Source organism: Variovorax sp. 22077, assembly GCF_052044195.1.
GTDB lineage: Bacteria > Pseudomonadota > Gammaproteobacteria > Burkholderiales > Burkholderiaceae_C > Variovorax > Variovorax atrisoli.
Genome location: NZ_JBQEQC010000010.1, coordinates 18,733 through 40,311, shown reverse-complemented (window position 1 = coordinate 40,311; position 21,579 = coordinate 18,733). Strand labels below are relative to the sequence as shown.

The following is a 21,579-nucleotide window of genomic DNA, read 5'->3' as shown; positions in this document are numbered from 1 at the left end:
CGGCCTGAGCTGTTCTCACTCGACCTTCGCTTCGGTCCATTGCGCCCCGTCGGTCACGCCTTCCCCGAAATCGACGCAGGTTCGGCGCGGGTTCCTGTTGACCATGAGGCGCACGACATCGCCGCGCGCGTAGTGGCCCGATGGGTCGTACGCCGCCTTCGCCACGGCGATGTCGGCGAGATCGATGTCGGCGTAGAGCAGGCCTTCCTGGTCCTGCGGCATGTGCGGCACCAGGGGCTGTCCGTCGGGCCCGAAGATCATCGAGTAGCCGCCGCCGGGCTTGCAGCCTTCCGCGTTGAGCAGCGCCACGCGCTCGGGCGTGTCGCACAGCGCGTCGAACATGTCCTGTCCGGTGACCGCGCTCGAGTGGAGCACGTAGCAGCCCCCCTCCAGCGCATAGATCTGGCTGGCGGCCAGGTTGACCTCGTGCCCGAGCGCATAGGCCTTGCCGCGGTACAGCGTGAACGACGGCCAGGACGCCACGTGCACCTGCTCGTGCATGGCGTACATCGCGTACTTCGAAAGCGGCTGGATGTGCTCCGCGCAGCACAGCGCGCCAAGACGGCCGACGCTGGTGTCGACCACCCGGAAGTCGGAACCATCGCCTTCGCCGAACAGGGTGCGCTCCACGTGCGTGGGCTTGAGCTTTCGGCGCTTGAACACCATCTCGCCCTTGTCGCTGATGAGGGCTTGGCTGAGGTACAGTGATCCGCCCTCGATCTCGGAAAAGCCGATCACGACGTTGATGTCCGACTTCTTGGCCGCCGCGGCGATCGCCGCCAGCTCCGGCCCGTCGGCCCGCAGGGAGTTGGCGTGGTACCTGGAGACGAACTGCATCCCCCAGGCCGGCGCGCCGAGCCAGAGCCACCAGGGGTAGCCCGGGATGAACACCTCCGGAAACGCCACGAGCTTCGCACCGTTGGCCCCCGCCTCGGCGATCAGGCCGATGGCTTTTTCCGTCGACGCCTTCGCATCGAGGAACACCGGGGCCGCCTGGACGACGGCGACCTTGAAAGCTGTTTCGGACATCTGGATTTCCTTGACTGTGAGTGAATGGGTGAAGAGGAAGGGGCTCAGCGGCGGGGCATGTCGCGCCGCACGCCGAATGGATTGATGGCCCATCGCCGCGTGACGAGGCTCCAGGCTCCGCCGGGTGCGAACACCATGGTGGCGATGGCGAGCGAGCCGAGGCCGATGAAGTACCACGAGCCGTACGTGGCGAAGGACTCGCGCAGGACGAAGTAGAGGATCGTTCCCAGGATGGGGCCTTCCAGCGTTCCGATGCCGCCGAGCACTGCGATGAAGATGGCCGCGGCGGACCAGTTCAGCGAGAAGGTCGCATCGGGCGTCACCTGCAGCGTGTTCATGTAGGCCACGGCGCCCGCAAGTCCGGTGATGGAGCCCGCGATGGCCCACAGCGCGAGCTTGGCCCGCTGGATCGAAACGCCGGATGCGGCCGCCGCAGCCTCCGAGTCCCTCACGCTCATCAGCGCCAGGCCCAGCTTGCCCCTGAGCATCAGGCGCGCGATGACGAGCGCGCCGACGCCGGTGACCAGCGCGGACCAATAGACACCTGCGTTGCGCGTCCAGCGATCGAAGCTCGCGAGCGCCTCCAGCGGCATGCCGCCCCCCGCGCCCAGCCATTCGTTGTTGAGCGTCAGGATCCGCAGCATCTCCGCGAGAACCCATGTTCCCACCGCGAAATGCGCACCGCTGAGGCGGAACATCGGCAGCGCGCTCAGCAATGCGAAGAGCGCGGTCGCCGCCGTCGCGAGCGGCAGCATGATCCACGGGTTGATTCCCAGCCTGTTGGACAGCGCGAAGAGCGCATAGGCCCCCACGCCGACGAACATCTGGTGCCCCACGACCACCAGGCCGCCGTAGCCCGCGAGCAGGTTCCAGGCCAGCGCCATCGCGAAGACGGTGAAGATCTCCACGAGGAGCCGCTGGGTTGCGAAGCTCGTGAACCACGGCGCCACGGCCAGGGCGCCGAGCACGGCGAGCAGGACCACGCCGACTGCCGCCCTGCCCGCCTTGCGTGGCCTGGCCTCTTCCATCAATGCGAGCGAGTTCATCGCGAACCCTTTCCGAAAAGCCCTTGCGGACGCGCCAGCAGCGCGACCAGGAACACCAGGTGTCCGAAGAACGGGCCGAGGCCCGACGACACCTTGGCACCGAGGAGCTGCGCCACGCCGATGATCAAGCCACCGACGAACGTGCCCCACACATTGCCGAGGCCACCGAGCACGACGGCCTCGAACGAGTACAGCAGGCGCTCGGGCCCCGCCGTGGGCGAGAACGGCGTCCTGATGCCGTACATCACCGACGCCAGCGCGATCACGGCGAGCACGAAGCCGGTGACCAGCGCGAAGAAGTTGCGGTCGTTGACGCCGACCAGCCGCGCGGTGCCGGGGTCGTCCGCCACGGCGCGCGCCTGCCGGCCCAGGTGCGAGTGGCCGATCAGCCAGCTGGTGCCCGCGAAGATCGCCACGCTGATCACCGTCGAGACGAGCGGAAGCAGCCCGATCGACACCCCGCCCAGGTCGAAGCCCTGCAGCGCGAACTCGCCAGCCTGAAGGCTGCGCGTATCGGCCGTGTAGAACTCCTGCAGCACGTTCTGCAGGACGATCGAGAGTCCGAACGTGAGCAGCAGCGGCGAAAGCGCGCCCCTGCCCACCACGCGATTGAGCAACACCCTTTGCAGCCCATAGCCGATGACGAACATCATGGGGACCACGGCGAGCAGCGAGACGAACGGCCCGATGCCCAGGAACTGCATCACCGTGCTGCACAGGTAGGCGCCCAGCACGATCAGGTCGCCATGCGCGATGTTGATCATCTTCATCACGCCGAGGCTCAGGCTGAGGCCGAGCCCGAAGAGTGCATAGAGCGCGCCGAGCATCAGCCCGCCCGCGATGGTTTCGATGAGTGCCTGCATGTCAGATTCCAAAGTAGGCGTGGGCAACTTGCGCGTGGTCCGCATGCTCGGAGCTGCCCTCCAGCACCACGCGCCCTTTCTGGATGCAATAGAAGCGGTCGGACTCGGAGAGCGCGCGCTTCACGTTCTGCTCCACCAGCACGACCGCCAGGCCGTCCCTGCGTGCACGGCCGAGGAGTTCATAGACCTCGTTGACGGCGACCGGAGACAGGCCCAGCGAGATCTCGTCGCACAGCAGGTAGTCGGGATTGCAGACGAGCGCGCGCGAAAGGGCCACGAGCTGCTGCTGGCCGCCGGACAACGCCGTCGCCGGACGGTGCTGGAACGCTTGCATCACCGGGAACTCCTTCATCAGCCGCTCCACGGTCCATGGCCCCTTGCGACCGTTGCGCATCGCCAGCTGGAGGTTCTCGCGGACCGTCAGGCTGGGAAACAGCCGCCGGCCTTCGGGCACCAGTGCAATGCCGCGATCAAGCTGCTTGCGCTCCGGCTCGCCGCCCACGGGCCGGCCGTCGAGCAGGACCCCGTCCGCGCGAGTGCGCACCGAACCGACGATCGATCGAAGCAGCGTCGACTTGCCTGCCCCGTTCGATCCGATCAGGGCGACGGTCTCGCCGGGCCTGACCTCGAACGTGAAGCCGAACAGCGCCTGGAACAGGCCGTAGTACGCATCGAGACGGTCAGTGCGCAGCATGGCCGACCTCCTCGCCGATGTCGGAGCCGAGGTAGGTGTCCCTCACGGTCTGGTCGCCCATGACCGATCCGGGGTCGCCGTCGCAGATGACGGCGCCGCTGGCAAGCACCACGAGACGGTCGGCCGCCGACACCAGGGCGTGCACCAGGTGCTCGATCCAGAGGATGGTGACGCCGCTCTGATGGATCGTGACGATCAGCTGCAGCAGCTGCTGCATCTCGCCGTCGGTCAACCCGCCGGCCACCTCGTCGAGCAGCAGCAGGCGCGGCTGCGTGGCGATCGCACGCGCGAGCTCGAGGCGCTTTCGCTGCAGCAGCGTGAGCGTGCCCGCCAGCTTGTCCGCGACGGGCGCGAGGCCGCAGCGCTCGATCGCGTCCACCGCCAGGGCCTGTGCGGCGCTGCGGTTTCCATTGCTGCCGAAGGTCGCCGCGACCAGGGCGTTCTCGTAGGCGGTCATGCCCTCGAACGGCTGCGGAATCTGGAAGGTGCGCCCGATGCCGGCGCGGCAACGCTGCGCCGCATCCAGCGCGGTGACGTCCATGCCGTCGAGGAAGACGCTGCCGCCGTCACAGCGCGTGCTGCCGGAGATGAGCCCGAACATCGTGCTCTTGCCGGCGCCGTTGGGGCCGATCACGCCGATGAAGTCGCCCTCCTCGACGCAAAGCGAGAGCTTCGGGATGATGATCATGTCGCCGTAGCGCTTGGTCGTGTCGCGCAGTTCGAGCAGCATGGCCGTTCCTCAGCCCAGCTTCAGCAGTTCGAACTTGCGCTGCACGGGAATCTCCGGCGCCGTCTTGTTGTTCGTGATGAAGAGCTCGGGCTTGCCGGCCGCGCTCACCCGCCACTGGCCGCCGACGACACGCATCTTGGAGACGTTCTTGATGCCGCTGGACGTGAAGTCGAGCCTGCCGATGATGGTGTCGTGCTTCATCACGCGCACGGCGTCGGCCACCTTGACCGGGTCCTTGGGATTGCCGCTCGCCTTGAGCGCCTGGATGCCCGCTTCGAACAGCGCATGGACGACGCCCATGGGCTGCGTCCACTCGCGCTTCGTGGCGGCGGTGTAGGCATCGGCGAACTGCCTGGCCGTCTGGCCGGTGAGGCTCGACTTGAACGGATAGGCGGGCGTCCACCAGATCTCGGTGGACATGCCGTCGGCGCGCGGGCCGAGCGCTGCGACCCCGCCCGGGAAGAGCAGGGCCTTGGCGACCGTCGCGACCTTCGGCTTGAAGTTCATCTGCGCGGACTGCTTGACGAACGATGCCCACTCGGGCGGGTTGAACAGGCCGGTGACGATCTCGACGTTGTCCTTCTTGAACGCCTGGATGTAGGAGGAGAAATCGTCGGCGCCCACCGGAAACCGGCCGATGTCCACGACCTTGTAGCCCGCCTTGGCGAAGGCGCCGGGCATGCCGAGCTTCATGTCGCCCATGGCGTTGCCCGGCACGTCGTTGCTGAAGACCGATCCGACCGCCTTGTTCGACGGCACGGCCGACCAGATGTCGAGGTACACGTCGGAGATGTCCTCGAGGCCCCAGAAGAAGTGGAATACGCTCTTGAAGCCCTTGGCCGGATCGCCCTTGAGCGGGAACATCCACGCCTGCCACGGGCCGACCGTCGAGATGCAGGGCACGCCGTTCAGCTCGCATTGCTGCGATGCGTTGGGGCCGATCGCCACCTGCGCCAGCATCAGGTCGATGTTCTCCTTGTTGATGAGTTCGGCCGCGATGTTGGACTGCCGGTCGGGGCTGCTCTGGTCGTCGCGCGCCAGGATCTCCACCTTGTATTTCTTGCCGCCGACGGTGAGGCCGTCCGCGAGCGACTTGCGCACCTGGTCGAGGATGAAGTCGTCGGCCTCGGCGAAGGGAGAGAAAGGCCCCGTCTTCGGGCTGATGTAGCCGATCCTGATGGTGTCCTTGTCGGCTGCCCAGACCTTGCCGGCCTGGCCAAGGGCCGCCACCGCGCCGAGCGCCGCCGCGCCGCGAAGCAGCTGGCGGCGGCCGCCGAGGAGGCCGGCGGAGCCGGCGTTGTGCATGTAAGTGAATGTCTTCAAGGTGCGCTCCGTTGCGGTTACAGCCCTCCGCGAAGGCCTGGCCGAACTTTGCGTTTTTCCGGCGCGTGCGACTTTGCTGGCGCGGCCGGAAAAGTTGACTGGAACGGCCCTGCCCAGGGGCCGAAATGCGTGCGCCACCGTGGCGCGACCTAGGGTTTTCTTGGCATCAACCTTGCGTGATTTCGCTCAAACTCCGGGCATCCGGACTCATGCACCGGGCCTGCGCTGCCCGGGCACCGAGCAAGTGCAACGTCAGCCCCAAGGCGGGCCGCCATGTCGACCTCCACCGTCACCTCGACCTCGATCCTCGCTTCCACCGCCGGCCTCCGTCAGCACGACAAGTTCGGCTATTGGCAGGACGTCGTGTGCCGTGCGCTGGTCGATCTGGAGTGCAGGCCGATGAGCGGCATGGCCTTCGAGGCTTCGGTCGAGGGATCGCGCCTGGAGGGGCTGAGCGTTGCCCGCATCGAAGCTTCGGCGCACCGCGTCGAACGCCAGCCTTCGGCCATCGCGCGTGCCAGCGAAGAGTCGCTGATCTTCAATTTCGTGCTCTCCGGCGTAGCCATGGCGCAGCAAGATGGAAGAAGCGTGGTGCTGAGAGCAGGAGACGGCGCCGTCTGCGACGCACAGCGGCCCTACTCGCTCAGGTTCGACGACACCTTCAAGATCATCACGATCAAGCTGGCGCGCTCGGCCATCGCGCACCGCGCCGGCAGTATCCACCGCATCACGGCCACGAGCTTCGGCGAATCGAGCCAGATGTGCCCGATCCTTTTCGGGTACCTGGTGAGCTTCAGCAAGCAGGCCTCGCTCCTGCCGCCCGCTGCCTCGGAGAAGGTGGTCAGGAACTTCACCGAGCTGCTGGCCGCAGCCCTCGACGAAGTCATCCTGGCTTCACCGCTGCCGCTGTCCGAATACCGTGCAACCGCGTTGATGCGCGTGAGGGACTTCGTGGAGCGCCACCTCGACGTGTGCGAACTCGACACGGCCATGGTGAGCACCGCCCTGAATCTCTCGCCGCGCTACATCAACAAGCTGTTCGAAGCCGAGAACACATCCCTGACGCGGTACATCTGGCGCCGGCGCCTGGAGCGTGCGGCGGCCGACCTGCAGGATCCGGCGCGCGCCGGCCTCGGCATCTCGGCGATCGCGATGGCGCACGGTTTCAACGACCTGAGCCACTTCAGCCGGGCATTCCGGCAACGGTTCGACCTCTCGCCCCGCGCCTACCGCGCCAGCGGCATCGCCTCGGGGGCGTCGACGGCTTCAGCCGCCTGAAGCGTTGACCGCCAACCGGCGCGCGGGCAGATCGCGCACCGTGGTGGCGCCGAGCAGGGTCATGTTGCGCACCAGCTCGTCGGCCAGGATCTTCAGCACGGCCGCTGCGCCCTGCTGCCCGCCCACCGCCAGGCCGTAGAGCGTGGGCCGACCCACGAACACTGCCGTGGCGCCCAGGGCCAGAGCCTTCGCGACGTCGCCGCCGCGCCGGATCCCGCCGTCCATGAACACGGGGATGCGCCCGGCGGCCGCTCCCGCGACGCGCGGCAGCGCGGAGATCGCCGAGGGCGACGCATCGTTCTGGCGGCCGCCATGGTTCGACACGATCAGGCCGTCGATGCCGTGGTCGAGCGCCATGCGTGCATCGTCCGGATGGAGCACGCCCTTGAGAAGCAGCGGCCCCTTCCACATTCCACGAAGCCACGCCAGCGATTCCCAGACGAGCGACCGGTCCATGGCGCGCGCCAGCAAGGCCGCCTGCATGCTGCTCGAACCCGCGCCGCTTCCGGAGGGTGTCAGGTTGGCGAAATCCGGCGCGCCGCGAGGTGCCATCCGAAGCGACCATCGGGGGTGGCTCACCAGGTCCCAGGCCAGGCGAGGTGTCGGCCGGAATGGCATGCGAAATCCGTTGCGCAGGTCGAGCTCGCGGTTGCCGCTGACGGGAACGTCCACCGTCAGCACCAGCGCTTGGTAGCCGTCCGCCCGGGCCCGCTCGACGATCTGGCCCGCCATCTCGCGGTGCATGACGTAAAGCTGCATCCACTGCACGCCGTCTGGCGCGGCCGCGCGCACATCCTCCAGCCGCATGTTGGAAGCAGTCGACAGTGAAAAGGGAATGCCCGCATCGGCGGCAGCGACCGCCAGCAGCCGGTCGCCCTCCGGCCGGACCAGGCCGTTGAGCCCCGTCGGCGCAATGCCGATGGGCAGCGCCCATTTCCGGCCGAAGACCTCGACGGCGGTGTCGACCTTCGTGGTGTCGCGCAGCACGCGCGGCGTGAGCTCGATGGCCGACAGATCGCCCGCGTTTCGACGCATGCAATGGCCATCGTCGGCAGAGCCTTCGATGTAGTCATGGACGAATCGCGGCAGTACCGCGCGGGCTGCGCGCCGATAGTCTTCGATGTTCAACAGCATGGCAGTCGACTGCGGCGTCAGGCGACGGAGCGCGCTTCTGCGAGGCGAACGAGAGACAGCAGGGTCTCCGTGACAGGCAGCTTGATGTTCAGGGGACCGGCCAGTTCTACGACGGCACCGTTGATGCTCTCCACCTCGGTACGGCGGCCGGCCAGCACGTCCTGCAGCATGGAGGGCTTGTGTCCCCTGTGGTGGTCGATGGCGTTCGCCACATTGGCCCGGCATTTGGCGGCATCGACGTCGATGCCCAGGCGCAGCGCGACGGACAGCACTTCCGTGACGACTTCGTTCGCGAGGCGGCTGCCGTCGGGCAACCTGCCGAGTTCGTCGACCGTGCAGCCGGAGACCGCACAGATGCTGTTCAGCGCGGCGTTGAACGCGACCTTCTCCCAGATCGCCGCCCACACGGTACCGTCGGAGGTGCAATCGAGCCCGGCCTTCGTGAGCACTTCGGCCACCTGGGACACGAAGCGGCGCTCGACACCGTCGGCCGCCATGAGCCGCACGACGCCCTGGCCGTGGGAGTGCACGTGGCCGGGACCGACCATGTCCGCTGGCCATGTGGTGACGCCGATCAGCACGCGCTCCAGCGGCACGAGCTCCGCGATCTTCTCGACATTGCCCAGGCCGTTCTGCAGCGACAGCACATGCCCCCCCGGTCCGATCAGATGCCTTACCCCGGACAGGGCCGCGCCGGTGTGCAGTGTCTTGGTGAACACCAGGAGCAGATCGGGGAAGCCGGTGGCGTCTTCCGGTCGCACGGCCTTCAGCGCCGTGACCTGCCGGTCACCGCCGTCGGTCGCCAGGCGAAGCCCCTGGGTGCGGACCGCATCGATGTGCGCGTCGTTCACGTCGATCAGCGTGACTTCGTTGCCCGACTCGGCGAGCAGGCCGCCGAAAAGGGAGCCCATCGCCCCCGCGCCGACGATCGAGATTTTCATGATGACCTCTTCTGTGAAATTCCTTGCGGCGGCGACACGCCCGGCAGGCTCTGGCCTCGACCGCGTTGCAGCAGCACGTCGCGCCCGGGAATGTGCCGGCGCACGATGAGCAGCGCGACCATGGCGAGGAACATCGCCGAGCCCAGCAGCGCCAGATACGCCGTGGCCCCGCCCGCCGTGATCACGGCCGCCCCTGCGAAGGCGCTCAGGATGGCGCCGAGGCGCCCGAAGGCCAGTGCGGATGCAGTGCCCGTCGCCCTGACGCTGGTCGGGTACATGAATGCGCACAGCGCGTACATGGTGGACTGCACCGCGTTCACGAACATGCCGTGCACGCCGAATCCGAAGATGAGCAGGCTGGTCTCCTTTCCGACGTTCAGCGTCTGCAGGGCGAACGCACTGGCGGCCGCGCCTGCACAGCACAGGACCAGCGGCCAGCGCGATCCGAAGCGGGAGATCGCCACCGCGCAGCCCAGCGCGCCGATCACGCCGCCCAGGTTGTAGGCGGTCAGTCCCGATCCGGCGACGCTCATCGAAAGCCCCTCCGAGGCGAGCATCGTCGGCAGCCAGCTGAAGGCGCTGTAGACGGCCGTCAGGCACATGAAGAACGCAGCCCAGGTCGCGAGCGTGTCGCGGGCCAGGCCGTTCGAGAAGAGCGCGCCGAAGCCGGCGCTCTTCTCTGCGTTTGTCTCCGCGGCCTGCTCGGTGGCATCGGTATAGCGGACGTCTCGCGCCATGGGGCGACCCATGCGCGCGAGCAGCCTGCCCAGTTCGCCCCAGCGCGCCGGATGCCGGGCAAGGAAGCGCGGCGACTCCGGCAGCGTGAAGAACAGGAGCACCGCCAGGGCCATCGGGAAGGTGCCGCCGATGAAGAAGAGCGCGCGCCATCCGAAGGCCGGCAGCACTTGTGCGGCGAAGAGGCCCGCCAGCATGCCGCCCAGGGGCACGCACACTATCGTGGCCGTGACGGCGAGCGTCCTTCGGCGCGCCGGGGTGAACTCGGCCGTGACCGTGGTCGAGCTCGGCAGCGCACCGCCGATGCCCAGGCCGGCAATGAATCGAAGCACCGCCACGGTCAGCACGTCGGGCGCAAGGCCGATCGCGCAGGTGGCCGCGCCGAACAGGAAGACGCTCGCGATGACGGCCATGCGGCGGCCGAAGCGATCGGCGAACAGCCCCGCACAGGCGCTTCCGATGCCCATGCCGATCAGGCCCGCCGCCACCGCCGGAACGAAGGCTTCGCGCGTGATGCCCCACTCCTTGATCATCGAAGGAATCGCGAACCCGATGAGCTGGCCGTCGAATCCATCCATCACGATCGAGAGGGCGGCCAGGAAGACCACGAGCTTCTGCATGGTCGTGTAGGGGCCGTCGTCCAGCAGCCGGCCGATGTCGGCATTGCCCTTGAAGGCCGCAGCAGTGGCATTCATGGGCGCCCCCCCGAGCCGGCGGCATTCGCCGAAGGGAAGTGATGGTTCATGTCTTGTCTCCATGTCGGGCGTTCGGCATGGCCTGGCGCCCAGGGGTGGGTCGACTCTTTCCGCTTCCGCTTCTTGGCGAACGGTCGTGCACGGGTCAATGGGCGGGTTCGTCGAACGGCAGGCCGACGTAGTTCTCCGCCAATGCGGTCGACGCGGCGCGCGAGCCGGTGATGTAGTCGAGTTCCGCGATCTGCACCTTGTGCTGGAATTCGTCGGCACCCGGGAAGCGATGCAGCATCGAGGTCATCCACCAGGAGAAGCGCTGCGCCTTCCAGATGCGCCGCAGCGCGATGTCGCTATAGCGTTCGAGCAGGTCTTCGCGGCCCGACTTGTAGAACGCCCCGAACGCACGAGCGAGAACGCGCACGTCGGCGACCGCCAGGTTCAGGCCTTTCGCACCGGTCGGGGGCACCACGTGCGCCGCGTCCCCCGCCAGGAACAGGCGGCCGTACTGCATCGGCTCGGTCACGAAGCTGCGCATGCCGACGACGGTCTTGCTGAAGATCTCGCCTTCGATGGGCGCCCAGCCGTCGCGGGTGGCCAGGCGCGCGCGCAGTTCGCTCCAGATGCGGTCGTCCGACCAGTTCTCGATCTTGTCCGTGGGCTCGCACTGAAGGTACATGCGCTGCACTTCGGGCGAACGGGTGCTGACGAGCGCGAAGCCGCGATCGCTCAGCGCGTAGATCAGCTCGTCGGAGGAAGGCGGCGCCTTGCAGAGGATGCCGAGCCAGCCGAACGGATAGAGCCGCTCGAAGCCCTTCAACACGCCCCTGGGAATCGAGGGCCGGCTGACGCCCTGTGTGCCGTCGCAGCCGGCGATGAAGTCGGCCTCGATGGTTTGCAGCTCGCCGCCGGGCTGCCGAAAGCGAACGCTCGGCGAGGTGGAGTCCAGCCCGTGCAGGCTCACGTCCGACACTTCGAACCGGATGTCGCCGCCCGATGCCAGGCGCACCTCCACCAGATCCTTGATGACCTCGTGCTGCGCGTACACCATGACGGCCTTGCCGCCGGTCAGCTCCGGGAAATCGATGCGGCGGTCGATGCCGTCGAAACGCAGGATCGTTCCTTCATGCCGGAAGCCCTCGCGTTGCATGCGGGCGCCCGCGCCGATCTCCTTCATGAGATCGATGGTCCCCTGTTCCAGCACGCCGGCGCGGATCGTGGCCTCGATCGCCTCGCGGCTGCGCGTTTCCAGGACGATCGACTCGATGCCCTGGAGGTGGAGGATCTGCGAGAGCATCAGCCCCGCGGGGCCTGCGCCGATGATGGCGACTTGCGTTTTCATGAGGTGGACCTTCAGTCGAGGCGGATCTGGTTCTTGCGGATCAGCGCGCCCCAGCGCTCGCGTTCCGCATGCACATAGGAAGTCATCTGCTGCGGCGTGCCGGGCAGTGCTTCGAGCGACAGCGTTTCCAGCCGCGCCTTCACCGGCGTGGAGGCGAGCGCGGCCTGCAGCGTCTTGTTCAGTGCCGCGACGGTTTCGGGCGGAGTCCCCTTGGGAACGACCAGCCCCTGCCAGGCGGATGCATCGAAGCCGCTCAGGCCCTGCTCCGAAAGCGTGGGAACGTCGGGGAAGTTCTTCAGGCGTTCCTTGCTGGCCACGCCCAGTGCCTTGAGCTTGCCCGACACCACGTATTGCTGGACCGTGGCGCTGTCCATGAGCGCGAACGGAATCTGGCCTCCCACGAGATCGATGACCGCCGGCGCGCCGCCGCGGTAGGCCACGTGCTGCAGCGCGAGCCCGGTGCGTTCCTTGAACAGTTCCGCGGCCAGGTGCTGGGGACTGCCGGCTCCCGCCGATGCGAAGTTCGCACCGTTGGGGTTGGCCTTGACCCACGCGATGAACTCCTTCAGGTTGTTCGCGGGGTTGCTCGGATGAACGACCAGCAGCAGCGGGAATCTCGCGAGCATGCCCACCGGCACGAAGTCCTTCTCCGCGTCGTACGGCAGTTTGGCGAACAGTGCCGGGTTGGCCGCCAGCGTGGCGAAGTCGGCGGTGAACATGATGTTCCCGTAGTCCTTCGATTTCGCCACGTAGTCGGCGGCGATGTTCGTTGCGGCACCGGGCTTGTTGCTCACGATGATCGTGCGCTTCAACGACTTGCCCATCTCCTCGGCGATCGTTCGCGCCACGGTGTCGGAGCCGCCGCCGGCGGCATAGCCGACGACCCATTCGATCGGCTTTTGATCCTGTGCGAGCGCCACGGCGGGTGCGGCGGCCAGGGTGATCAGGGCGCAGGCGAGTGCCCGGCGGCTCATCGAAGCAAACTTCATTTCTCTTGTCTCCGGTTTTAGGAATCGGGGTGCGGCGGTGTCGCTGCCGCATGCTTTCGCTCGTCCACCTCGGCGCTTTGCCGACGGTGAGATGACGCCCGGCGATGACGCCGGCGCGTCTGTGCGCTTGCGCGCCTGTGCGTGTCCTAGAAGGGGTATTGGCGCGGCGTGGTCTGCACCGTCAGCCAGCGCAGCTCGGTGAACGCCTCCACGCCGGCCTTGCCGCCGAAGCGGCCGATGCCGCTGCCCTTGACGCCGCCGAACGGCATCTGTGCTTCGTCATGGACGGTGGGGCCGTTCACATGGCAGATGCCCGACTCGATGCGCCCCGCCACCTGGATGGCGCGCGCCACGTCGCGGCCGAACACCGCGGCTGCGAGGCCGTACTCGTTGTCGTTGGCGCAGGCAACCGCTGCTTCCACACCGCGGACGCGAACGATGCCCTTCACGGGGCCGAACGCCTCTTCCCGGAAGATGCGCATTTCCGAGGTGACGTGATCGAGCAGCGTCGCGGGCATCAGCGTGTCCTTCGCCTTGCCGCCGATGACGAGCTTGGCGCCCTTGGCAAGCGCATCGTCGATCAGTTCGTTGCAGCGATTGACCGTGCTCAGGTCGACCACCGAACCGAGCACCACGGGCCCCTGCCGCGGATCGCCCAGCGGCAGGCTGGCGGCCCGGGCGCTGAGCTTGGCGACGAACTCGTCGGCGATGCTCTCGTCGACGACGATGCGCTCGGTCGACATGCAGATCTGTCCGGAGTTGGCGAAGGCACCGAACACCGCCGCGTTGACGGCAGCATCGACATCGGCGTCGTCCAGGATGACCAGCGGGGCCTTGCCGCCGAGTTCGAGCACGACCGGCTTGAGGTACTTGGCGCAGGTGGCTGCGATGAGCTTGCCGACGTGGGTCGAGCCCGTGAAGTTGACGCGTCGGACCGCGGGGTGCGCCACCATCGCTTCGACGACGGCGGCGGCGTCCGCGGGCGCGTTGGTCACGAAGTTCACCACGCCCTTGGGAAGCCCCGCCTCCTGCAGCGCCTCGATGATCAGCCCGTGCGTGGCGGGGCAGATCTCGCTGCCCTTGAGAACCACCGTGTTGCCGCAGGCCAGCGGCGTCGCGATGGCTCGCACGGCCAGAATCACCGGCGCGTTCCAGGGCGCGATGCCGAGGACCACACCCGCAGGCTGCCGCACGGCCATGGCCATGTTGCCCGGCACGTCCGAGGGGATGACCTCGCCGCTGATCTGGGTGGTGAGCGATGCGGCTTCCAGCAGCATGCCTGCGGCGAGGTGGACATTGAAACCTGCCCAGATGGCCGATGCGCCGGTCTCGGCGGCGACGGCCGCGGCGAAGGCCTCGGCCTTGGCTTCCAGCGCGTGCGAAGCCTTCATGAGCAGCGCCCTGCGTTCGCTGGGGCCGGTGGTCGACCAGGTCCTGAAGGCCTCGGCTGCGGCATCCACCGCGGCAATGGCGTCCTGCGTCGTCGCCGCGGGTGCGATCGTCGCCACGCTGCCGTCCAGAGGGTTGCGCCGCTCAAAGGTTGCGCCGTCGCGGGCGTCCGTGCGCTCGCCATTGATCAACATCGAAATCTTCATCGGCTTGTCTCCGTAGGATGGTTTGAAAAAATTCCTCCCGCCTTTGGACGCGGGAACGATCGGCAAGGTCAGGCGACCCGGACCTCCACGACACAGGGCACGTCGCTGGCCAGGGCCTCGTCGAGCGCCTTGCGCAGATCGGCCGGGTCGGTCACGCGCACTGCGGCGCATCCCATTCCCTTGGCGAGCGACGGGAAGTCGAGGTCGGGCAGTTCGGTGCCCTGCACGACGTCGGTGGGCGAGAAGCCGAACACCGGCGCAAAGTCCTGCAGGGCGGCGTACCGCCGGTTGTTCAGGATCACGAAGGTGATCGGCAGCTTGTTCTGAGCAGCGCTCCAGAGCGCCTGGATGGAGTACATGCTCGATCCGTCGCCGATCAGGCAGATGACCCGGCTGCCGGGCTTGCCCAATGCAACGCCCACGGACGCAGGCATGCCGTAGCCGAGGCCGCCGCTGTCCATCGTGTAGAAGGTCTCGCTGCGGGTGAAGGGCAGGTGGGCCTGCATCACGGGCCGTGCGCTCGGCGCCTCTTCGACCACGATGTGTTCCGGCTTTTTTGCTTCCGCGAGCGTTTGCAGCACGTAGGCGACCGACATCAGCGGCGTCGGCTCCGCACGCGCTGCGGCCTTTCTCGCGGGGGGCAGAGGACGCGTCTTCTTCGGCGGCACGGCGAGCAGGTCCAGCAATCCCAGCCGGATGCTGCCGACGGCCGAGATGCCGACGGGCGCCCAGGCCGCGGTGTCCGGGTCCTCGGTCAACTGGCACAGCGCTGCGCCGGCGGGCACATGAGGGCCCGCGCCTTCGACGTGATAGGCGAAGGCCGGCGCGCCGATGGCGAGGATGAGATCGTGGCCTTCGAGCAGTTCGACGATGCGCTCGCGCATGGCGGGAAGGAAGCCGGCGAACAGGCGATGGTCTTCCGGAAAGCTGCAGCGTCCGGACATCGGCGCGACCCACACGCGGGCGTTGTGGGCTTCCGCCAATGCGACGACTTCGTTCCACGCGCCGTCCCGATCGGCGGCGGCGCCCACCACGAATGCCGGGCGCTCGCTTGCCTCCAGCGCGGCCGAGATCCGGGCGATGAGCTCGGGCTCCGGACGTGTCCGGGTGCTCACGGCCCGGGTCGGAACCCGCTCGGTGTGCTGGTCCCAGTCGTCCACGGGCACCGACACCAGCACCGGACCGCAAGGCGGCATCATGGCCAGGTAGTAGGCCCTGGCGATCGCGAGCGGCACGTCTTGCGCGCGGGCCGGTTCGATGCTCCATTTGACGTAGGGCTTCGGCAGCTCGGTGGCCTGGGCCGACGACAGGAACGGGTCGAACGGAAGGATCGAACGCGCCTGCTGCCCGGCGGTGATCACCATCGGCGTGCGATTCTTGAAGGCCGTGAAGATGTTGCCCATGGCGTTGCCGACGCCGGCCGCCGAATGGAGATTCACGAACGACGCGTTGCGGGTCGCCTGCGCGTAGCCGTCCGCCATGCCCACGACGCAGGCCTCCTGCAGGCCGAGGATGTAGCGGAAATCGCTCGGGAAGTCGCGGAACATCGGGAGCTCGGTCGACCCCGGATTCGCGAACACGGAGGTCATTCCGAAGCGGCGCATCAGGTCGAACACGGCCTCGCGAACGGTGATGCTGCCCGCGGCGGTGGCGGGGTGTGCGGGCGTCGCGGCAGCGGCGTGCGGTGCGGATCCGGTCATTGCGTGTTTCTTCCTGCTGTGCACCGCGAACTCGCAATGCTGTCTCGATGGCGGGAGTGTGGAATCGCGCTCCCATCTTGAAAATTGCCTTTTCGAGAAAAAGTCATTACCGTTTGGCATGACTTTCGATCTGCAGCAACTCGTCGCCTTCAACGCCATCGTTTCGTCGGGAAGCCTCGGGCGAGCGGCCGACGCGCTCAACATCACCCAGCCCGCACTGAGCCGCACGATCCGCAGGCTGGAAGAACAGGCCGGGGCGCCGCTGTTCGAGCGCCATTCGAAGGGGATGCAGCTCACCGACGTGGGCCGCGCGCTGCAGCCGCATGCGCTGCTGCTGCAGCGCGAATCGGAGCACGCGAGCGAGAACATCAAGGCCATGCTCGGGCTGGCGAAGGGCACGATCCGTGTCGGCGCGGTCGGCAGCATCGCCTGCCTCGTGCTGCCTTCGGCCATCGGCCGGACCTGCAGCAAGTGGCCCAACCTTCAGGTCCAGATCATCGAAGGCGTCTGGGACCGGCTGGCGGACGCGCTCGTCTCGCACGAGATCGACCTGGCGCTCGGGGTCGACACGGAGGACACGGCCGAGATCGTTGCCGTGAAGGACTGCAGATGGGAGGACACCAGCTACGTCGTGGCCGGCCGCCACCACCCGCTGCGCAAGAAACGCAAGCTCAAGCTGTCAGACACCCTGGGCGAGCGCTGGGCGATCCTTCCGAAGGGAACGGGGCCGTTCGAGCACATGAAGAGCGTGTTCGCACGGCAGAACCTGGCGCTGCCCAACGTGGTCGTCGAGACGCGCTCGGTCATGGCGCTCAAGAGCCTGATCGGGCATTCGGGCTTTCTCGGCTGGATGCCGGCGCCGATGTACGACGCCGAGCGAAAGGCCGGGCTGATCGATGCGCTCGACATTCCGGGCGCGAGCGACAGGAGAATGCTGACCGCCTTTCGCAGGCGCTCCGGCATGCTGCCGGGCCCCTCCGTCAAGCTGCTCGAGGAGCTTCGCGCGCTGACGGCAGCCTGAAGGAACAGTAGGCAACACGCGTCGCGCCTCGAGCAAGGACGCTCACACCACCATGTGCTGCTCGATCCGCTCGCGGCCCAGGGCGGCAAAGCTGCCCTGCAGGACGACCTCGCCGTGGTCCAGCACCAGGACCGAGTCGGCAAAGGCCGCCACGAACTCCAGGTTCTGCTCGACGATGATGAATGAATCGCCGGCGGCCTTCCTGCGATTGACCATCGCGGCCATCCGGTCGATGTTCTCCGGCTGGACGCCCTCGGTGGGTTCGTCGAGCATCGAGAGCCTGGCCTGCAGTCCCATGGTCCGTGCGAAGGACAGCAGCTTGCGCTCGCCGCCGCTGAGCGAGCCCGCCCGCTGGGCGAGCCGGCGCTGAAGCAGCGGGAAGTGCTGGAAGACCTCCTCGTACCGTTCGGCCTTCCGGTCGTCGAGGTGCAGCCACAGGTTGTCCGCCACCGTCAGCTCGCCGAACACGACGTTCTCTTGCGGCGCGAATGCGATTCCCAGGCCGAGGCGCGCGTGCAGCGGCCGGTCGCCGAGAGCCTGGCCTTTCCATTCGATATCGCCGCTCGTGAGCGGCAACTGGCCAGCCAGGGCCTTCATCAGCGTGCTCTTGCCGACGCCGTTTCTTCCCACGATGGCGAGCGCATGACCGGGCCGGATTTCTCCGGACACTCCGCGGACCACGACGGTGTCGCCGTAGCCGCATACCAATTCCTTGAAGACCAGAGTCATTTGCGACCTCCCGCATACACCGCCCGCACCGCTGCGCTGGCCTGGATGTCCGCGAGCGAACCCTTGTCGAGAAGGCGCCCCTGGTGCAGCACATACACGTCGCCGCCCATGGCATCCACCGCCGTGATGTCGTGCTCGATCAGCAGCGCAGCCGCACCGATCCGGCTCACCAGGGCCTTGATGGCATCGATCATCTGATGGGTCTCGCCGGGCGACAGGCCCGCGCAGGGCTCGTCCAGCAACACCAGCTTCGGCTCGGGAAGTAGCGTCATCGCCAGTTCCAGCGCTTGCCGATGCCCTTGCGCCAGAGTGCCGGCCGGTGCGTCGAGTTGCGACGCGAGGGCGGGAAACTCCTGCAGGATCTCGGCGAGAAGGCTGGTGTGCCACCCCAGCGTGGCCCGTCTCAGCGTGTCGACGGCGGATGCCCGTCCGGCCCAAACGGCCAGGCCCAGGTTCTCGCGCACCGTGAGGTCGGGAAAGACCGATGGCACCTGCATCTTGCGTCCGATGCCCTTGCGCGCCACGCGCCATGCAGACAACCCGCCGATATCGTGGCCGTTGAGCGTGACGCCTCCGCCCAGAAGCGGAAGTCGCCCTGTGATGACGTTGAACGAGGAAGTCTTGCCCGCGCCATTGGGACCGATGACGCAGCGGATGCCGGGCCCGCTGAGGGCCAGGGAAAGCCCGTCGAGAATCGTCACGCCCGACTGGGCCGTCTTCACCCCATCGAGGGTCAGGGAGACGGGCGCCGTGGTCGTGGCTGCTTCATGCGTGGCGGGGGCGGGTGAATCTTCGCTGTGGCGCGGATCGGCCCGGCGCTTCAGCAGACCGGCGACGCCGTTCGGCAGGAACAGCACCACGACGATGAAGAGGGCCGCCACGGCGACTTCCCAGTAGAGGAACTGCTCACGAAGCTCGGCGGACGCGTAGCCGACCACGGTGGCACCGAGCAACGGCCCCAGCGAACTCCCCTTCCCTCCGACGGCGGCCCAGATCACGAACTCGGTCGAGAGGATGAAGCTCATCGCCTGCGGGGTCACGATGCCCTGGTGGGCGGAGAACAATGCACCTGCCGCTGCAGCGAGCAAGCCGGAGAACGCATAGGCGTTCGCCTTGACCCGGTCCGTTGCGTACCCGAGCAGCTGAAGCCGCTCCTCGTTCTGCGCCACCGCCTCCCAGATCACCCCGATGGGCCGGGCCGCCAGCATCGCGAGAACGAGCGTCGAGATGACCGCGACCGCCGCCACGAGCCAGTACAAGGTCTCGTAGCGGGCCGTGCCGGGAATGTCGGGAATGTCCGTCATGCCGTTGAAGCCGCCGGTGAGGCCGCTCCACTGCTGCGCCGCCAGGAAGCCCAGCATCGTCAGCGCAAGCGTGATGAGCGAGAAGTAGGGGCCGCTGCGCGAGCTTCTGGCGAAGACCAGGCGCGCGATGACGTAGGCGAGCAAGGCCGGCGCCACCACGGCGAGCGGCAGCGCCAGGTACAGGGCGGGGTTCGACTCCGCGCCCTTGAGCATTCCGCCGAACAGGTAGGCACCCAGCCCGAAGAAGAGCGCGTGCCCCAGGGGCAGGAATCCGAGGCGCCCCCAGCAGAGGGCCACGCCCTGCGCAGCGATCCCGTAGATCAGGAACAGGGCGATCTGGTACGCCACGAACTCGCTGGACGCGAACGGCAGCGCAACCAGGACCGCGGCCAGGAAGGCCGCCGATTTAGCGTCGCGAAAAAAGGCCATTGGGCTTGAGCCACAGAAAGAGGATTGAGAGCATCAGCACGACCGCGTAGCCGCTGGTCTGCCCTGCCACGCTGCTGACGATGGCCTGCGAGCCGCCGATGATTCCGACGCCGCCGAACATGCCGCCCAAGGTCCCGAGCCCGCCGACGACCAGCACGAAGAAGGCGTCCAGCAGGTAGTCGACACCGATGCCCGGTTCGATGCGGATCAGCGGCGCAAGCAGCACGCCGGAAAGGCCGGCGAACACGACCCCGATGACGAAGGCCTGCGAAGCGAGCCGCCGGGTATTGATGCCCAGCGCCTGCGCAAGAACGGGATTCGCCGTCATGGCGCGCACTCGAAGCCCGGCCGCACTGCGCCGATACCAGAGGAAGAGCCCCGCCATCACGACCACTGCCAGAGCGATCAGCGCGAGGCGATAGGCCGGGTACTGCGAACCGAAGACCATCATCGGTTCGGTCAGCGACGATTCGACGTTCCGGTACTCCCTGCCGAAGACTGCTTCGACCAGCTTTCTCAGGAGCATGGCCAGCGCCCAGGTCGCGAGCAGCGTGTCGAAGGGCCGCGAATAGAGCGGCCGTATGAGCCAGCGCTCCACCACGTACCCGAGCGTGCCGCACACCACCACCGCCAGGGGAACCGCTGCCACCAGCGGCAGCCCCAGCTTCTGCACCGTCACCACCGAATAGGCCCCGAGCATCACGAACTCCCCGTGCGCCATGTTCATGACGCCGAGCAGGCCGAAGACGATCGCCAGGCCCAGCGTCGTGAGTGCGAGCGTGGCCAGTTCGTAGGCCAGGTTCAGGCCGTGCAGCAGGATGTTGCCATCGAGCATGTTCAGACCTTGCACGTCTGGCCCGCGCCGACCTTCGGGAAGGTCTTCACCACGCGGAACCCCTTGTCCGTGACGTCGGCCACGTAGATGTCCTGCTCCACGTGGCGCGCCTTGACGGTCACCGCGCCCCTCGGACCGCTGTAGGTCGTTCCTTCGGAGGCGGCATCGAGCTTCGCCGGGTCCAGGCTGCCTGCCTTCTTCGCGAGCGCTTCGAGCATCAGGAAGCCTTCGTAGGTCGATTCTGCAAGGCCGTTCAATGCCGGCGCGTTCGCGCCGTTGGCCTTGGCATAGTCCGCGGCGAAGGCCTTCGCCGCGGGCGTGTCGATGTTCGCGAAGTAGCCGGAGCTCGAATAGAGATTGCGCGCGTTGGCGAAGCCGATGCCTGCCAGCGTGTTCTCTTCGATCAGCGTGCCCAGGCGAATCGCCTTGTCCGAAAGGCCGAAGCTCGCGAACGACTTGTTGAAGGTCACCGAAGCGCCACCGACCAGCGACACGAGCACGGCATCGGCGCCGCTGTCGCGGATGCGCGCGAGGCTTGCATCGAAGTTGTCGACGGTGAAGGGCAGGTACTCGTCCCCGACCACCTTGGCGCCGGTCTTCTCGATGTAGGCCCTGGCGGTGGCGTTGGTGTTGCGGCCCCAGATGTAGTCGTTGCCGATCATGTACCACTTGGTCGGCTTGCGTTCGGCCGCCAGCCATGGGATCACGGGCTCGAGCTGCTGCTGCGGCGTCTCGCCCTTGACGTAGGTACCCTTCGCGCACTCCCCGCCTTCGTAGACGGGCGTGTAGAAGTACGGCACCTGGCCCTTGAAGAGGCCCACGAGCGCACCGCGCACTGCGCTGTCGTGCATGCCGATCACGGCACCCGCCTTCTGGCCCTTCCAGAGCTTCAGCGCGGCCTGGCCCGCTTCCGCAGGTGCAAGGCCCGCGTCGCCGTAGAGAAGTTCGATCTTGCGGCCCAGCACGCCGCCTCGCGCGTTCAGGGCCGTAGCGGCCATCTCGGCGCATGCCTTGCACGACGGACCGAACAAGCCACCGGGGCCGCTCTGGGGAATCATCACGGCCACCTTGAGCGGGTCGGCCGCGAAGGCCGTGGGCAGTGCGGAAGCTGCCCCTGCGGCCAGCGTTGCTTGCAGGAAATGACGACGATCCATGGAATGCTCCTTCGGGATT

19 protein-coding genes are annotated in these 21,579 nt (G+C 67.4%); 2 read left to right on the top strand and 17 right to left on the bottom strand.

Translation table 11 applies throughout. From position 1 onward, the window contains the following. Positions 1-15 precede the first annotated feature (15 nt). The 6 genes from ACTJLF_RS16005 to ACTJLF_RS15980 are packed head-to-tail and all read right to left on the bottom strand — an operon-like array spanning position 16 to position 5,685. Positions 16-1,029: a nitrilase gene (locus ACTJLF_RS16005; RefSeq protein ID WP_019658046.1), complete on the bottom strand. Its 1,014-nt coding sequence runs from the start codon at positions 1,027-1,029 to the stop codon at positions 16-18. A 44-nt stretch (positions 1,030-1,073) separates the two neighbouring features. Continuing rightward, positions 1,074-2,075 carry a branched-chain amino acid ABC transporter permease gene (locus ACTJLF_RS16000; protein WP_019658045.1) on the bottom strand — a complete coding sequence of 334 codons (1,002 nt, stop codon included), beginning with the start codon at positions 2,073-2,075 and terminating at the stop codon, positions 1,074-1,076. After that, positions 2,072-2,938, bottom strand: a complete 867-nt coding sequence (locus ACTJLF_RS15995; RefSeq protein ID WP_019658044.1) for a branched-chain amino acid ABC transporter permease — start codon at positions 2,936-2,938, stop codon at positions 2,072-2,074. Before ACTJLF_RS15995 ends, ACTJLF_RS16000 begins: the two co-directional genes overlap by 4 nt. Before the next feature lies 1 nt (position 2,939). Beyond that, positions 2,940-3,632: an ABC transporter ATP-binding protein gene (locus tag ACTJLF_RS15990; protein ID WP_019658043.1), complete on the bottom strand. Its 693-nt coding sequence runs from the start codon at positions 3,630-3,632 to the stop codon at positions 2,940-2,942. Continuing rightward, on the bottom strand, positions 3,619-4,362 hold the full coding sequence (locus ACTJLF_RS15985) for an ABC transporter ATP-binding protein (protein ID WP_132756180.1): 744 nt from the start codon (positions 4,360-4,362) through the stop codon (positions 3,619-3,621). The genes ACTJLF_RS15990 and ACTJLF_RS15985 overlap by 14 nt, the downstream gene beginning before the upstream one ends. Positions 4,363-4,371: 9 nt before the next feature. Next, positions 4,372-5,685, bottom strand: a complete 1,314-nt coding sequence (locus tag ACTJLF_RS15980; protein WP_440883438.1) for an ABC transporter substrate-binding protein — start codon at positions 5,683-5,685, stop codon at positions 4,372-4,374. A gap of 273 nt (positions 5,686-5,958) precedes the next feature. Here ACTJLF_RS15980 and ACTJLF_RS15975 point away from each other — a divergent pair, with 273 nt between their 5' ends. Beyond that, positions 5,959-6,963, top strand: a complete 1,005-nt coding sequence (locus ACTJLF_RS15975) for a helix-turn-helix domain-containing protein (RefSeq protein ID WP_126185817.1) — start codon at positions 5,959-5,961, stop codon at positions 6,961-6,963. On the opposite strand, the gene ACTJLF_RS15970 is transcribed toward ACTJLF_RS15975, so the two are convergent. From ACTJLF_RS15970 to mdlC, 7 genes are all read right to left on the bottom strand, one after another. Then, on the bottom strand, positions 6,952-8,097 hold the full coding sequence (locus ACTJLF_RS15970) for an alpha-hydroxy acid oxidase (RefSeq protein ID WP_440883437.1): 1,146 nt from the start codon (positions 8,095-8,097) through the stop codon (positions 6,952-6,954). The two genes, ACTJLF_RS15975 and ACTJLF_RS15970, sit on opposite strands and share 12 nt — an antisense overlap. A 17-nt stretch (positions 8,098-8,114) precedes the next feature. After that, positions 8,115-9,038, bottom strand: coding sequence for a ketopantoate reductase family protein (locus tag ACTJLF_RS15965; RefSeq protein WP_440883436.1), 924 nt, complete (start codon positions 9,036-9,038; stop codon positions 8,115-8,117). Further along, entirely contained in the window at positions 9,035-10,468 is a 1,434-nt protein-coding gene (locus ACTJLF_RS15960; protein WP_019658037.1) for an MFS transporter, read from the bottom strand. The genes ACTJLF_RS15965 and ACTJLF_RS15960 overlap by 4 nt, the downstream gene beginning before the upstream one ends. A gap of 145 nt (positions 10,469-10,613) precedes the next feature. Further along, entirely contained in the window at positions 10,614-11,804 is a 1,191-nt protein-coding gene (gene pobA / locus ACTJLF_RS15955; RefSeq protein WP_440883435.1) for a 4-hydroxybenzoate 3-monooxygenase, read from the bottom strand. An 11-nt stretch (positions 11,805-11,815) separates the two neighbouring features. Further along, entirely contained in the window at positions 11,816-12,793 is a 978-nt protein-coding gene (locus ACTJLF_RS15950; RefSeq protein WP_019658035.1) for a Bug family tripartite tricarboxylate transporter substrate binding protein, read from the bottom strand. A gap of 146 nt (positions 12,794-12,939) precedes the next feature. Beyond that, positions 12,940-14,388 (bottom strand): aldehyde dehydrogenase, encoded by a 1,449-nt coding sequence (locus tag ACTJLF_RS15945; RefSeq protein ID WP_440883434.1) that lies wholly within the window; start codon positions 14,386-14,388, stop codon positions 12,940-12,942. Between the two features lie 68 nt (positions 14,389-14,456). Beyond that, entirely contained in the window at positions 14,457-16,088 is a 1,632-nt protein-coding gene (mdlC, locus tag ACTJLF_RS15940) for a benzoylformate decarboxylase (protein WP_440883433.1), read from the bottom strand. 118 nt (positions 16,089-16,206) lie between these two features. Here mdlC and ACTJLF_RS15935 point away from each other — a divergent pair, with 118 nt between their 5' ends. Beyond that, on the top strand, positions 16,207-17,109 hold the full coding sequence (locus ACTJLF_RS15935; RefSeq protein WP_019658032.1) for a LysR family transcriptional regulator: 903 nt from the start codon (positions 16,207-16,209) through the stop codon (positions 17,107-17,109). Positions 17,110-17,151: 42 nt separating this feature from the next. Here the strand turns inward: ACTJLF_RS15935 and ACTJLF_RS15930 are convergent, their stop codons facing one another. Genes ACTJLF_RS15930 through ACTJLF_RS15915 form a run of 4 tightly spaced genes read right to left on the bottom strand, consistent with a single transcriptional unit; the run spans position 17,152 to position 21,560 of the window. Next, positions 17,152-17,838: an ABC transporter ATP-binding protein gene (locus tag ACTJLF_RS15930; protein ID WP_019658031.1), complete on the bottom strand. Its 687-nt coding sequence runs from the start codon at positions 17,836-17,838 to the stop codon at positions 17,152-17,154. Then, positions 17,835-19,571 (bottom strand): branched-chain amino acid ABC transporter ATP-binding protein/permease, encoded by a 1,737-nt coding sequence (locus ACTJLF_RS15925; RefSeq protein ID WP_019658030.1) that lies wholly within the window; start codon positions 19,569-19,571, stop codon positions 17,835-17,837. Before ACTJLF_RS15925 ends, ACTJLF_RS15930 begins: the two co-directional genes overlap by 4 nt. After that, positions 19,549-20,406: a branched-chain amino acid ABC transporter permease gene (locus tag ACTJLF_RS15920; RefSeq protein ID WP_020723392.1), complete on the bottom strand. Its 858-nt coding sequence runs from the start codon at positions 20,404-20,406 to the stop codon at positions 19,549-19,551. The genes ACTJLF_RS15925 and ACTJLF_RS15920 overlap by 23 nt, the downstream gene beginning before the upstream one ends. A gap of 2 nt (positions 20,407-20,408) precedes the next feature. Next, positions 20,409-21,560 carry a substrate-binding domain-containing protein gene (locus ACTJLF_RS15915; RefSeq protein WP_126185825.1) on the bottom strand — a complete coding sequence of 384 codons (1,152 nt, stop codon included), beginning with the start codon at positions 21,558-21,560 and terminating at the stop codon, positions 20,409-20,411. Between the last annotated feature and the right edge of the window lie 19 nt (positions 21,561-21,579).